This window comes from Rheinheimera sp. NSM, assembly GCF_052380015.1.
Lineage (GTDB): Bacteria > Pseudomonadota > Gammaproteobacteria > Enterobacterales > Alteromonadaceae > Alishewanella.
The window spans coordinates 1-14069 of sequence record NZ_JBQTCI010000002.1 but is presented as its reverse complement, the minus strand read 5'-3'; the positions used below and the strand labels follow the sequence as shown (position 1 = coordinate 14069).

Below are 14069 nucleotides of genomic sequence, written 5' to 3'. Positions count from 1 at the left end.
TGCAAAATTTTTTTTGACCTTTCTTAACTTAATCTAAAGGCTAAAGTGACACTCAAGTAAAGAGCATAAAAAATCTGCGTAGTGGCATTCTGCAATGTGTATTTGAAAGGAATGGTGAATGCCGGTATCAACCAACTTATCGACCAGTTATTTGCTGATTACAAATTCCTCGATACGTAGGACATTTAAACACTTTACGAAGATGAGGGGGTAGATTAGGGTTTAGTCTTTCTATTACTGCTGTACGGTTTAGTACCTTACACATACACTGCATGTAAGCTGCTAATATAAAAGGGCCTTTCGGCCCTTTTATTAGGATTTTCGTTTAGTCACAAACTTAATTAAAGTCACAAACTTAATTAAACTGGTCACAAACTTAATTACACGCTGACAATAACGCTAAACACTTACCGATACGCTTCCGGGCTTGGGCAGGAGCAGATCAGGTTGCGGTCGCCGTATACGTCGTCGATACGGGTAACCGTTGGCCAGAACTTGTTCTCTGCCACAAAGGCTACCGGGAAGGCGGCGTACTGGCGCTCATAGGCGCGGTCCCATGCCGGGTCGAAAATGTCTTGCATGGTATGCGGTGCGTAAGCCAGTGGGTTGTTATCCACTGTCCACTCGCCGGCTTCTACCCTGGCAATTTCGCTGCGGATGGTGCTCATCGCTTCAATAAACTTATCCAGCTCGGCTTTGCTTTCTGATTCGGTTGGTTCAATCATCAGTGTGCCGGCTACCGGGAAGCTCATGGTTGGTGAGTGGTAACCAAAGTCCATTAAACGCTTGGCAATATCCATCTCGGTAATGCCGCTGGCTTCTTTCAGCGGACGAATGTCGATAATACATTCGTGCGCCACACGGCCGTTGGTGCCGCGGTACAGTACCGGGAATAACGGGTCGAGTTTCTTCGCCATGTAGTTTGCGTTCAGGATGGCGTATTCAGTAGCCTGTTTTAAGCCCTCGCCGCCCATCATGGCAATGTACATCCAGCTGATTGGCAATATGCCGGCGCTGCCGAAAGGTGCGGCCGATACGGCGCCGTTGTCGCTACCGGTACCGTCAATGCTTACCACAGCGTGGTTAGGCAGGAATGGCGCTAAATGGCTTTTCACGCCAATAGGACCCATACCCGGGCCGCCACCGCCGTGTGGAATACAGAAGGTTTTGTGCAGGTTTAAGTGCGATACGTCGGAGCCGATAAAGCCGGGCGCGGTTAAGCCTACCTGAGCATTCATATTGGCGCCGTCCATATACACCTGACCGCCGTAGCTGTGAATAACGTCGCACAGCTCACGGATACTCTCTTCAAATACACCGTGGGTAGATGGGTAAGTAACCATGATAGCGGCTAAGCGGTCGCCTACTTCGGCGGCTTTGGCTTTTAAATCGTTCATGTCGATATTGCCGCGCTTGTCGCACTCTACCAGTACTACGTCGTAGCTGGTCATGGCGGCAGTGGCCGGGTTAGTGCCGTGCGCTGATACCGGAATTAAACAGATATTACGATGGCCTTCGCCGCGGCTTTCATGGTACTTACGAATAGCTACCATACCGGCGTATTCGCCCTGGGCACCCGAGTTTGGCTGCATCGAGATATTGTCGTAACCGGTGATATTTACCAGCCAGTCGCCCAGTTGGTTAATCATCTCGTAATAGCCTTCGGCCTGGTCGCGCGGCACGAACGGGTGTAGCGAGCCAAATTCAGGCCAGGTTACCGGAATCATCTCGGCAGTAGCGTTTAGCTTCATCGTGCATGAGCCAAGCGAAATCATCGAATGGTTTAATGATAAGTCTTTGTTTTCCAGCTTTTTGATATAACGCAGCATCTCAGTTTCACTGTGATACTGGTTAAATACCGGGTGGCCCAGCACGCTGTCGTTACGCACTAAATCGGCAGGAATAGACTTGCTGCCGTCTTTAACAATAGCAGCATCCAGCGCTTCTACGTTTAAGCCATGGCCTGTGCCCAGTACGATATCAAACAGCTCAGCAATATCATTGCTGTTTGTCGCTTCATGGAAGCTTACCGCTAATGAGTCGGCAACGTCGGTACGCAGGTTAACACCGGCAGCTAACGCACGCTTAACCACGCCGGCGCGGTCGCTTACTTTAAAGGTAACAGTATCGAACCAGTGGCTGTTTACTAAGGCCACGCCTTTGGCTTGTACGCCGGCGGCGAAAATATCGGCATTGCGGTGAATACGCTCAGCGATATTTTTCAGCCCCTGCGGGCCATGGTACACGGCATAGAACGAGGCCATATTGGCCAGTAATACCTGGGCAGTACAGATATTCGAGTTGGCTTTTTCACGGCGGATATGTTGCTCGCGCGTTTGCATCGCCATACGCAGTGCCTGATTACCGCGACGGTCTTTAGACACACCGATAATACGGCCCGGCATAGAGCGCTTATACGCATCGCGGGTAGCGAAAAATGCTGCGTGCGGACCACCGTAGGCCATAGGCACACCAAAACGCTGGGCACTGCCTAATACCACGTCGGCACCTAATTGGCCCGGTGCCTTTAACAGCAGCAGCGCCATAGGATCGGTAGCCACCGCCACTATGGCTTTTTTCGCCTGTAACGCCGCGATTAACGCGCTGTCGTTACGGATATCACCGTTAGTGGTTGGGTATTGAATTAAAGCACCGAATACGTCGTGCGCGGCAGCATCGGCGGCTTTGCCCACTACAATGTCAAAACCGAACATTTCAGCGCGGGTTTTTACCACGTCGATAGTTTGCGGGTGTACATCGTCGGCAATAAAGTACAGGTTAGACTTGCTCTTGGTAACGCGCTTGGCCAAAGCCATGGCTTCAGCGGCGGCGGTGGCTTCGTCCAGCAACGAGGCGCTGGCCAGCTCCATACCGGTTAAATCCAGCGTTAATTGCTGGAAGTTTAACAGCGATTCAAGGCGGCCCTGGGCAATTTCCGGCTGGTATGGCGTGTACGCCGTGTACCAGCCCGGGTTTTCCAGCACATTACGCAGGATCACATTGGGCGTTAACGTCGGGTGATAACCCATACCAATGTAAGATTTGAACATTTTGTTCTTTGCCGCAGCTTGTTTTAACACAGCTAACGCATCGGCTTCAGTGCGGGCCGGGCCGGTGGCCAGTGGCGTCGTCAGGCGGATATCGCCCGGTACCGTTTGGGCAATCAGCGCTTCAATGCTGTCTACACCCAGCTCACTTAGCATGGCAGCGGTTTCTGCCGCGTCCGGGCCAATATGGCGCTGAATAAATTCGTCGTGGTTCGCAAGTTGCGACAGGGTTTTCACAGCGGAGTTGGTCATGCCTTGAATGTCCTGGTAAGGTTTCGTTGCTACTAAAGTTAAGCCCCGTGGCTTATACAGGTAATTTGTACGTGCACGGGGCTTAAACGGATTTGCTAAGTTGGCTTACTCGTCAATAGAGTTTTTGTAGCCGGCAGCGTCTAACAATGCTGACAATTCAGCAGTGTCCGACACCTTAATTTTAAACATCCAGCCATCTTCGTACGGGCTGCTGTTTACCAGCTCCGGTGAGTCGGCCAGCGCTTCGTTAACTTCAACAATTTCGCCCGACAGCGGCGCATAAATATCAGAAGCGGCTTTTACAGACTCGGCTACTGCGCAGTCATCGCCCTGAGTTACGCTATCGCCTACGTCCGGCAGTTCAACAAACACCATATCACCCAGCAGGCCCTGAGCGTGTTCAGTAATACCTACAGTGTAGATACCGTTACCTTCATCGCGTGCCCACTCGTGGCTGCTGGCGTATTTCAATGTGTTAGGAATTGAGCTCATTGTTTAATCCTTAGCTGGTGTCTTTTATTTAATATAGTTTTTAATTACTGTCACAGTTTAGATGACTTTCTTACCCATGCGCACGAAAGCAGGTTTAACCACTTTAACCGGCACCATCTTACCGCGAATATCTACTTCGGCTACCTCACCCACCGTGGCCGGTACCCGTGCCATCGCAATACTGTAACCCAGCGTAGGTGAGAAGGTACCGGAGGTAATTTCACCCTCGCCGCCGTCAACCACTACACGTTGGCCATGGCGCAGTACACCTTTTTGCTCCATTACCAGGCCTACCAGCTTAAAGGTGCCTTCGGCTTTATGTTGCTCCAGTGCTGCACGGCCGATAAAGTTACGCTCTTGCGGGGCCCAGGCAATGGTCCAGCCCATATTGGCTGCCAGTGGCGATACGCTTTCGTCCATATCCTGGCCATATAAGTTCATGCCGGCTTCTAAACGCAAAGTATCACGCGCACCTAAACCGGCCGGCGCAACGCCGGCGTCCAACAACTTTTGCCAAAACCCGGCGGCCTGCGCATTTGGCAGCGCAATCTCATAGCCGTCTTCACCGGTGTAACCGGTGGTGGCAATAAACAAGTCGCCGGCCTGGACGCCAAAAAACGGCTTCATGCCTTCAACTGCAGCTTGTTGCTCTGCATTTAATAAGGTTGCCACTTTGGCTTTAGCATTCGGGCCCTGCACGGCAATCATGGCGAACTCAGGCCGCTCGGTTACTGTTACGTCAAAGGCTTTGGCTTCGTTGTTGATGTGGGCTAAATCTTTTTCACGGGTGGCCGAATTAACCACCAGGCGGAAGAAGTCTTCCTGCAGGAAATACACAATTAAATCGTCAATGACGCCGCCGGCTGTATTTAACATACCGCTGTACAGCGCCTTACCGGGTACGGTTAATTTAGCCACGTCATTGGCCAGTAAATAACGCAAAAAGGCGCGGGTATTGGCGCCTTTTAAATCAACGATAGTCATATGAGAGACGTCGAACATCCCGGCATCGCGGCGTACCGCGTGGTGTTCTTCAATTTGTGAGCCGTAATTGATGGGCATGTCCCAGCCGAAGAAGTCGACCATTTTGGCACCGGCTTCCAGGTGTTTGCCATGTAACGCAGTTTGATTGGCCATTGCTATTTCCTGCTTATTGTAAGGCCCGCAAGGCGCCGGAAATTCAGCGCTACTGCACAGTTTTATGACAACTTATGCAGCACAGCGGATAAAAAAGGCAGCCGGATTATAGCGCAAGGTAACGCCGGCAAACAGCCCCCGATTAATTAGTTTTTGTAATGCGACAGCGGTAATTACTAAAAAAACTAACTCAGGCCGTACGGGCCGTTTTTGCCACCGGCTGTGCCAGTTTTGGCAAGTCGCCACTGTTACCAAGGGCTGCAGCGATGATCTTGCTTTTTAACCAGGGTAATTGGTTTACGCCGCTCATACCGACAGCTCTTACCAGCTTAAGCAGTGGCTGCTTATTACTGAAACCGCGTTTAAAAGCTTCCATTGCCACGATCAGGGTTTGCGCCTCGGCCTTGCGCCAGCGCTCGTAACGCCGCAGCAGCCGGGTTTCAGTAAAATCTTTATTGCCGGCTACCGCTTCACTGATTAGTTCTGCTAATGCTGCAACATCCATCAGGCCTAAATTCATGCCCTGGCCGGCCAACGGATGTATGCTGTGCGCCGCGTCGGCCACCAATACCACGCGGCCACGCAGCCAACTGCCGGCGTAGCGCATCTTCAGGCCAAAGGCTTTGGGTTCTGTATGCAGTTGCAGTACACCCAGCACGCTGTTGCCGGCGGCGCTAAGAGCCTGGTTAAATTGCTCTGCCGGCATGGCCAACAGCTCTGCCGCACGCTCAGGGTTGCAGCTCCAGACAATAGAGCATTGCTGCGGATCCGGCAGCGGCAACAGCGCCAACGGCCCGGTCGGTAAAAACACCTGGCGCGCGGTATTCTGATGCGGTAACTGTGTAGTAATAGTGGCGACTATGGCCTGCTGCTCGTAATCCCAATGCGCCAGTGGCAGCTGCATGCTACTGCGTACCAGCGAATTTACGCCATCGGCGCCTACCAGCAAGCGGCTTAGCAGTAGTTGTTGCTGGTTAATATTAATCAGCACATCGCGCTCACTTTGCACCAGGCTGTTAATGCTGCAGTTAAACTCTAAGCGCACATTGCTGTGCTGCTGCAATTGCTGATGCAAGGCAACGCGGATTTGCTCGTTATCGCAAATCCAGCCAAGTTCAGATAAACGCTCAGCTTCGGCATCAAACTCAATATTGGCAAAGCTGTCGGCATCCCACACCTGCATGCGGTTATAGCTTTGGGCTGTCGCTGCAATAGCCGGCCAGGCACCGGTATGGCGCAGCACACGCATTGATGCCGGGTTAAGCGCACTGACACGTTGATGGTTAATATTGCTGCTGTGCGGTGCCCCGCCCTGCTCCAGCACTACTATCTGCAAACCCAGTGGCGCCAGCAACAATGCCAGCGTTAACCCGGCACTGCCGGCACCAACAATAGTAATATCGACATTTTGCATTCTAGCTCCGCAGCCCCATCGCCTGTTCGGCCAACGGGCGTTTTAATTCATCACATAATGTCATGGCCAGCAAACCACTGTTACGCGCCAGCGCCATTAAGCGCGAGCGGTTAGAGAAAATACGCACCAGCGCATCGGTGGCGGTGGTTACCGTGCTGATATCTTGCTGACGTGCCAGCTGATAGCCGCGCAGCATGGCATAACCGCCAATATCCTCCGGCGCAGCGCTTAGCTGACGCACTAACTCAGCAATATCGCGCAGCGCCAGGTTAAAGCCCTGGCCGGCAATAGGGTGCACATTATGCAGGCTGTTGCCAAGCAATGCCGTGCGATGGCGCACTATATCGCCGCTGACGCGCAGGCTAAGCGGGTAACTTGCCCTGCGCCCCGCTGCGGAAAATATGCCGGCGCGATAACCAAAGGCTTGCTGTATATGTTCAACAAAGGCAGCATCGTCCAGTTGCATAACCCGGTTCACTGCCGCCTCATCTACGGTATATACCAGCGAATAACGCTGCGCAGTCAGCGGCAGCAACGCTATAGGGCCATGTTCGGTAAAACGCTCAAACGCTGTATGCTGATGGCCCTGTGCCAGCGCCAGGTTGGCAATAACCGCATACTGCTGATAACGGCGCTCCTGCACAGTAAAACCGGCCAGCGCACGACTGGGGGATAAACCGCCCTCAGCAATAACCAGTAATTTAGTCTGTAATATTGTGCCGTCATTTAACGTCAGCAGTTGCTGCTGTTGCGTTGTGGTTATTGCGCTGATGCTATTGGGGGCAAAGCGTTGTAACTGTTTGTATTGCGCCAGCTTGTTAAACAACACAGCGCCGAACGGCTCGACTTCCAGTACATAACCCAAGGCGTGTTGCCGGTATTCCGCAGCGCTTAACTGCGTTTTGCCAAAATGGCCGCGATCCGACACCTGAATATGCTTAATAGCACAAGCTTTGCCGGCCAGTTCAGCCCACAGGCCCCATTGTGCCAATAAGCTAACACTGGCGGCGGCCAGCGCTATGCTGCGGCTATCAAAGCTGGCGTTGCTGATTTGTTCTGCCTGTTGCTCAATAATGGCCAGTTTCAGCGCCGGGTTGGCCTGCAGCAACGCAACGGCTAAGGTACTGCCGGCCATACCGCCACCGGCAATAACAATATCAAACTGCTGCGCGGATGTGTTGGTCATTTAATGCAATGTCTTATTGCTTACCGGCTTGACACCGAACTTTTGCCCCACTTCGGTATAACAGGCCAGTACCATAATACGGATATGCTCCAGCACCAGATAATAGGCTTCTTCGTTCTCTTCGCTGCTGCCATCGTCAGTGGTATGAATATCAATCCGGGTCACTTCAGTCAGTTGATCCAGCGCTTCGCGTACATCGTCTGATACCAGCGATAAATCGGTTTGCTGTACCGCAAAACCTACCAGAAACGCTTGGGTCCACTCCACCATGGCATCTAACCGCTCCGGCAGGCTGTCGTCGTCACTTGGTAGTAACATGCTGAAACTAAAATCGTTTTGCGCTAATTGTTTGGCACTGTTTTCTATCAGGCTGACCACATGCTGTTTTACGTCGACCGGCAGCGCCTGGCCGTCGTTAAGAAAGTCGTGCAGCACCGGCATTAACTGCTGCGGCTCCGGATCGACTCCGGCGCTGAGCAGGCCGGCAATTAAACCATGCACTTCTGCGGCCGAGGCCATAACATAGCCCTGGTCCAGCTTGTAAGTCCATTCATCGTAGCTAAGTAAAGAAAGGCTGCTCATATAACTATTCGTGCTGTGATTAACTGCCTTTATGCTACCACCACAGCGAAAAAGCGCCAACTTTCCGGCCGCAGAAATAACAACAGCGCAACGTGTAAACAAAAGTTGCTGTAAAACCATGCAACTAACACCAGCCGCAGTAAAACTGCGATGAATAACCTTATCGGCTGCAAACTGCGGTGTTATACTCAGCTCAGTTCTCTGGATTGTTGGTGATCAGGTGGATGTCCCTGAGCCGATAATTGTTTTTACCCAGGGATTCTTCTGCGCCGCCAGTGTGCAAGCCCGGCCCGTACCGGGAAGCCTGAGGTGGCCAATTGACTCCCGCCTTGAACCTATGGTTCAAGGGCTAACACCAGACACGGCAATTTGGAGAACCCCTTTTTTTCTGCCGCCGTTCAGGCATACTCAGTACCATGTCCACAGCAACACAGATATCCACCTTGGCCGATACCACAGCACTGCGCCAACAGCTCAGAACCTTTATTCGTCGCCAACGGCAACAGCTTAGCCCACAAGCACAGCAGCAGGCCGCACTGGATTTGCAACAGCATGCGTTGGCATTACCCCAGCTGGCACAGCAACAGCACTTTGCCTTATATCTGGCTAATGATGGCGAGGCTGATACTTATCCGCTGATTCAGGCGTTGTGGCAGCTGGGCAAAAGTGTGTATTTGCCGGTTTTGCATCCGTTTGCCGTCGGGTATTTGCTGTTTGTGCGCTACGACAAAGATACCCTGCTGTACCCGAACAAATTCGGCATACCCGAGCCTTTGGCCGCCTGCCACCGGCTGATACCAGTGCAGCAGCTGGATATGATTTTTACGCCATTGGTTGCCTTTGATGCCGCCGGTAACCGCCTGGGTATGGGCGGCGGTTTTTATGATCGCACTTTGTCGCAACTGCCGCCTGGCAGCCACTGTCAGGTAATAGGCCTGGCACATAACTGCCAGCAGGTAGATGCTGTGCCGGGTGAAGCCTGGGATATTCCGTTACAGCAGATTATTACGCCGGGTAAATATTTTGATTTTCGCTAAACGCTTAAGGCTTAACCCAAGAAAGCAGGCCAGAAACGCGATCTGGTCGCCACAGAGTGTCTGAGCCCTGCCGCAGGCATTAGGGCGAGTTGCTGTGGCGAGCCAGAGGGCGTATTGTGGCCGGCGACACTTACACCTAAGCCATGCCGTAAAACAGTTTTACCTTTTTCCGCTTTTACCCTTTTGTCGGCAGGTCCTTTCGATATAATATCCATCTGTATGGCTAAACGAATTTGGATCAGCTAATGACACAAGATGAAATGAAGAAAAACGCGGCCCAGGCTGCACTGGAGTTTATTCCGCGTAATACCGTGGTTGGCGTGGGTACCGGCTCTACGGTAAATCATTTTATCGATGCGCTGGCCAGCATTAAGCATGACATTAAAGGGGCCGTGTCCAGTTCGGTACAATCTACCGAAAAACTCAAAGCCCTGGGTATAGCGGTGCTGGATTTAAACAGTATCGACAGCTTTAGCGTTTACGTAGATGGCGCCGATGAAATTAACGCGCAAAAACATATGATTAAAGGCGGTGGCGCCGCCCTTACCCGCGAAAAAATTGTTGCAGCGGTAGCCGATACCTTTATTTGTATTGTTGATCAGAGCAAACAGGTTGCAGTATTGGGTAAATTTCCGCTGCCGGTAGAAGTAATCCCGATGGCCGCCGGCTATGTGTCGCGTGAGCTGAGCAAACTGGGCGGGCGCCCGGTATTGCGCGCCGGTGTCACCACCGATAACGGTAATGTGATCCTCGACGTACACGATTTAGCCATCAGCAAGCCAATCGAGCTGGAGCAACAGATTAATAATATTGTCGGCGTAGTAACCAATGGCATCTTCGCAATGCGTGCTGCCGATATGGTATTGGTAGGCAGCGCTACCGGTACACAGGTTATCCGCTGATATTGCAGCCCCGGGCCACGAAAAACTATAACAAGAATAACTAACTGATTTTATTTTAAATTTAATGAAGAGAAGTGACATGGAAAAATTTTCACTGGCCAAAGACAAAATAAAAATATTGCTGCTCGAAGGCTTGCACCAAAGCGCGGTGCAAAGCTTTAAAAATCAGGGCTACAGCAATATTGAATATTTAAAAACCTCGTTACCGGAAGATGAGCTGATCGAACGCATTAAAGATGCGCATTTTATCGGTATCCGCTCGCGCACCCAGCTGACAGAAAAAGTACTGGATGCCGCCGGCAAGTTAGTTGCTATCGGCTGCTTTTGTATTGGTACCAACCAGGTAGATTTAACGGCAGCGTTAAAGCGTGCTATTCCGGTATTTAATGCACCGTTCTCCAACACCCGCTCGGTAGCCGAGTTGGTACTGGGCGAAATTATTATGCTGCTGCGCGGTATTCCGCAGCGCTCTGCGGCTGCCCATCGCGGTGAGTGGCAAAAAACAGCGAATAACTCCTTTGAAGCCCGCGGTAAAACCTTGGGTATTATCGGTTATGGCCATATCGGTACTCAGCTGAGCATTATGGCGGAGAATATCGGTATGCGGGTGCAGTTTTACGATATCGAAGACAAGCTGGTGCTGGGCAATGCCAGCCAGGTTAACTTTGGCACCTTGCTGAAAACCTCTGACGTGATCACCCTGCATGTGCCGGAAACGCCGCAAACCAAAAACATGATTGGTGAAGCCGAGCTGGAATTGATGAAGCCAGGCAGCATTTTAATTAATGCCTCGCGCGGTACTGTGGTAGATATTGATGCCTTAACTGAGGCGCTGCGCAGCAAAAAGCTGGCCGGAGCCGCTATTGACGTGTTCCCGACCGAGCCCAAAGGCAATGATGAAGAATTTATCTCGCCACTGCGTGCATTCGACAATGTGATCTTAACTCCGCACATTGGCGGTTCTACCCAGGAAGCACAGGAAAATATCGGCTTTGAAGTAGCCGGCAAGCTGGTGAAATACAGCGACAATGGCTCTACGCTGTCTGCGGTCAACTTCCCGGAAGTATCACTGCCGGAGCACAAAGGCCGCTCGCGCTTGCTGCATATTCATAAAAACCAGCCGGGCGTACTGACTAAAATCAACGAAGCCTTTGCTAAGCACAATATCAACATTGCCGGGCAATACCTGCAAACCAATGCTGATATCGGTTATGTAGTAATTGATATTGATTCTGACGATGTAGAGCAGGCATTAAATGAGCTGCGGGCGATACCGGCCACCTTACGGGCCAGGGTATTGCATTCGTAAGCACTCGCCAGAGCTGCTTTATGATAAAAGCCGGTAGTTAACTGCCGGCTTTTTACTGTCAGAAGGTATACACCAGCGAGGCTGAGGTTTCAGTATCGGTGCTGCGCAGCGTACCTTCGGGCCTGGAGTTATACTTCACCACAAAATTTAACCGCATGGACAAGCGGTCAGCTATAGTGGCAGTAATACTGCTGCGACTAAGCAAGGTGGTGTTTTCACCATCCAGCGATACCGACCCTTCCAGCGTTTGCCGGAAGCTGCTGGTGTCGTACAGCGCATAGTTCATATTTGCCGCCAAAAACCAGATGATACCGCTTCTGTCTTCACCGGCAGCCGTTTGCTGATGCGCAAAACCCGGTCCGGTTTCCAGGTCAATGTAATCCGTCAGTTGTTCGTACAACCGGTTACCGTAACCCACAGCTAACGAGGCTTGTTCGCGAAAAGCACCAAACTTGTCATGTAAAAAGGCGCCACGACCGAAAACAGACTCATAGCCAGACACCAGTTTATAGTTACTTTGGCCGGTAAAACCATAGCGGCTGGCGGTAGTTACCTGTTGCTGTTCACCGGAGGCAGCATTAGTAACATTATTTTTTTGCACGCGGCCCTGTAACTGATAGCGATTACGAAAGTGCTGCAAATCGTGTACTAATTCACTGTTGGCGCGGATAGCAAAAGAGTCGGTATTACCGGATGTAAGTAAGAACCCCAGCTCAACATCGCCGGTTACCGTGCCAAAAAAACCTATTGGCTGCAGTGGCGCTTCGCTGACCGGCAAGTTATCTGTCTCTGATGCCTGTACCCCATACAAGCAAAGCATCAGCGCAAGGCTGACACCGGTTGAGAAAAAATGCATTATCTTGCTGTATTACTCCGTTGTTGTCGTTTCACCCATGAGTTTTGTCTTCCCGGTTGTTATTATGCATTCCCTGCTTTGCCGTAACATTGTAGCAAGCTATGTTACTCAGTCCGGCATCAGCGGACTGAGTATTTAGTGGATTGACCGAAAGTGCCGGCCTCATTCGCTGTCATTAGCGCGTTGTTGTACAAAACTGATCGCCAGTTGCAACCGCGCCAGGCTGCGTGCTTTGCCAATTAAACTTAAGGTTAAATCCAATGCCGGTGAATTACCGCCACCGGTTACCGCTACCCGCAGTGGCATACCAATTTTGCCCATACCTACACCCAACTGTTCTGCCGTGGTATTGATGGCATTGTGAATTGCCGTTACTGACCAGTCAGTTAATGCTTCCAGTTTGGCTGCAACGGCCTGCAAAGGTTCCAACGCTACCGGGCGTAAATGTTTTTTTGCAGCATCGGCGTCAAATTGGCTGAAGTCTTCATAAAAATAGCGACTTACCTCAACCATTTCTTTAAGCGTTTTTACCCGCTCTGCCTGGGCTTTTACCAGCTCTGTCAGCGCAGGGCCGTTGCTGATATCCAGTTTTTGCTCTGCAATATGCCATTGCAGCTGCGCCGCCACCTGCTCTGGCGGCAAGGTTTTCATATAGTGTTGATTTAACCAAATCAGTTTATCGGTATTAAATGCCGACGGCGCACGGTTGCAGCTATCCAGATCAAACAGCTGAATTAACTCGTCTTTGCTGAAAATCTCCTGGTCGCCATGTGACCAGCCCAAGCGTACCAGATAGTTAAGTAAGGCTTCGGGTAAAAAGCCGTTGTCACGATACTGCATAACACCAACAGCCCCATGGCGTTTGGATAAGCGTTTACCATCATCGCCGAGGATCATCGGCACATGAGCATATTTGGGAATATCGGCGCCCAGCGCGGCCAGAATATTCATCTGCCTTGGCGTATTGTTTACATGGTCATCGCCGCGGATCACGTGGGTAATGCCCATTTTCCAGTCGTCAACCACCACGGTAAGGTTATAAGTGGGTGTGCCGTCGCTGCGGGCAATAATTAAATCGTCCAGCTCGCTGTTGGCAATTTCAATGCGGCCTTTAATTAAATCGTCAATGATCACAGTGCCGCTTTGCGGGTTTTTAAAACGGATGACAAAGGGTTTATCCGCCGGGTGATCAGTGCGGTCGCGCCACATACCGTTGTAACGCGGTTTTTCGCCGGCTGCCGTTTGCGCTTCGCGCATGGCGTCGACTTCTTCTATAGTACAAAAACACTTATAGGCTTTACCGTCAGCCACCAGCTGTGCTACTACTTCTTTATACAAATCAAAGCGCTTGGTTTGATAGTACGGGCCTTCATCGTGATCCAGCCCCAGCCAGCTCATACCTTCTAAAATGGCATCAACCGATTCTTGGGTAGAACGCTCTAAGTCGGTATCTTCAATACGCAGAATAAATTTGCCGCCCTTCTTTTTGGCATATAACCAGCTGAACAAGGCAGTACGGGCACCACCAACATGTAAATAACCGGTTGGGCTTGGCGCAAAACGGGTAACAAGAGACATAGTTTATCCATCATAGTGCAATAATGGCGGCTATTGTAACAATGCGGGGCGCCGGATGCACCCGCTAAGGTATGGCAGCCGCAACTGTTTTGCGTTAAAGCACGACAGAATGTTTACTTTTGCAGCAGACAAACCGCTATTACCAAAATAATGTTGACAGCTTTTTCATGCTCCCTATAATGAGCGCCATCAAACAGCGTGGATTGTTAGCTCAGCTGGGAGAGCACCGCCCTTACAAGGCGGGGGTCACTGGTTCGAACCCAGTACAATCCACCAA

Annotated in this window: 11 protein-coding genes, 1 tRNA gene and 1 other RNA gene; 5 read left to right on the top strand and 8 right to left on the bottom strand. The window is 51.2% G+C overall.

Features of this window, described 5'->3' with window-relative positions; genetic code table 11:
- Positions 1 to 407 precede the first annotated feature (407 nt).
- The 6 genes from gcvP to ACTZWV_RS05925 all read right to left on the bottom strand — a co-directional run bounded on the left by gcvP (position 408) and on the right by ACTZWV_RS05925 (position 8110).
- Positions 408 to 3299, bottom strand: a complete 2892-nt coding sequence (gene gcvP / locus ACTZWV_RS05950) for an aminomethyl-transferring glycine dehydrogenase (protein ID WP_444785656.1) — start codon at positions 3297 to 3299, stop codon at positions 408 to 410.
- A gap of 105 nt (positions 3300 to 3404) precedes the next feature.
- Entirely contained in the window at positions 3405 to 3791 is a 387-nt protein-coding gene (gene gcvH / locus ACTZWV_RS05945) for a glycine cleavage system protein GcvH (RefSeq protein WP_444785655.1), read from the bottom strand.
- A 57-nt stretch (positions 3792 to 3848) separates the two neighbouring features.
- Positions 3849 to 4928: a glycine cleavage system aminomethyltransferase GcvT gene (gcvT, locus tag ACTZWV_RS05940; RefSeq protein WP_444785654.1), complete on the bottom strand. Its 1080-nt coding sequence runs from the start codon at positions 4926 to 4928 to the stop codon at positions 3849 to 3851.
- A gap of 190 nt (positions 4929 to 5118) precedes the next feature.
- Positions 5119 to 6342 carry an FAD-dependent monooxygenase gene (locus ACTZWV_RS05935; RefSeq protein WP_444785653.1) on the bottom strand — a complete coding sequence of 408 codons (1224 nt, stop codon included), beginning with the start codon at positions 6340 to 6342 and terminating at the stop codon, positions 5119 to 5121.
- Between the two features lies 1 nt (position 6343).
- Positions 6344 to 7528, bottom strand: a complete 1185-nt coding sequence (gene ubiH / locus ACTZWV_RS05930; protein WP_444785652.1) for a 2-octaprenyl-6-methoxyphenyl hydroxylase — start codon at positions 7526 to 7528, stop codon at positions 6344 to 6346.
- Entirely contained in the window at positions 7529 to 8110 is a 582-nt protein-coding gene (locus tag ACTZWV_RS05925; RefSeq protein WP_444785651.1) for a UPF0149 family protein, read from the bottom strand.
- A gap of 195 nt (positions 8111 to 8305) precedes the next feature.
- On the opposite strand from ACTZWV_RS05925, the gene ssrS reads away from it, so the two are divergent.
- From ssrS to serA, 4 genes are all read left to right on the top strand, one after another.
- Positions 8306 to 8490: non-coding RNA, 6S RNA (gene ssrS, locus ACTZWV_RS05920), on the top strand.
- 36 nt (positions 8491 to 8526) lie between these two features.
- On the top strand, positions 8527 to 9147 hold the full coding sequence (locus tag ACTZWV_RS05915; protein ID WP_444785650.1) for a 5-formyltetrahydrofolate cyclo-ligase: 621 nt from the start codon (positions 8527 to 8529) through the stop codon (positions 9145 to 9147).
- Between the two features lie 245 nt (positions 9148 to 9392).
- Positions 9393 to 10049: a ribose-5-phosphate isomerase RpiA gene (rpiA, locus tag ACTZWV_RS05910; RefSeq protein WP_444785649.1), complete on the top strand. Its 657-nt coding sequence runs from the start codon at positions 9393 to 9395 to the stop codon at positions 10047 to 10049.
- A gap of 79 nt (positions 10050 to 10128) precedes the next feature.
- A complete protein-coding gene (gene serA / locus ACTZWV_RS05905) occupies positions 10129 to 11358 on the top strand; it encodes a phosphoglycerate dehydrogenase (RefSeq protein WP_305551446.1) in 1230 nt (409 codons plus the stop codon).
- Positions 11359 to 11416: 58 nt separating this feature from the next.
- On the opposite strand, the gene ACTZWV_RS05900 is transcribed toward serA, so the two are convergent.
- Both ACTZWV_RS05900 and gltX read right to left on the bottom strand, forming a co-directional pair.
- On the bottom strand, positions 11417 to 12214 hold the full coding sequence (locus ACTZWV_RS05900) for a DUF481 domain-containing protein (protein WP_444785648.1): 798 nt from the start codon (positions 12212 to 12214) through the stop codon (positions 11417 to 11419).
- A 162-nt stretch (positions 12215 to 12376) separates the two neighbouring features.
- Positions 12377 to 13792, bottom strand: a complete 1416-nt coding sequence (gene gltX / locus ACTZWV_RS05895; RefSeq protein WP_444785647.1) for a glutamate--tRNA ligase — start codon at positions 13790 to 13792, stop codon at positions 12377 to 12379.
- A 200-nt stretch (positions 13793 to 13992) separates the two neighbouring features.
- Between gltX and ACTZWV_RS05890 the strand changes: the two genes are divergently transcribed.
- A tRNA-Val gene (locus ACTZWV_RS05890) sits at positions 13993 to 14068 on the top strand.
- Position 14069 lies beyond the last annotated feature (1 nt).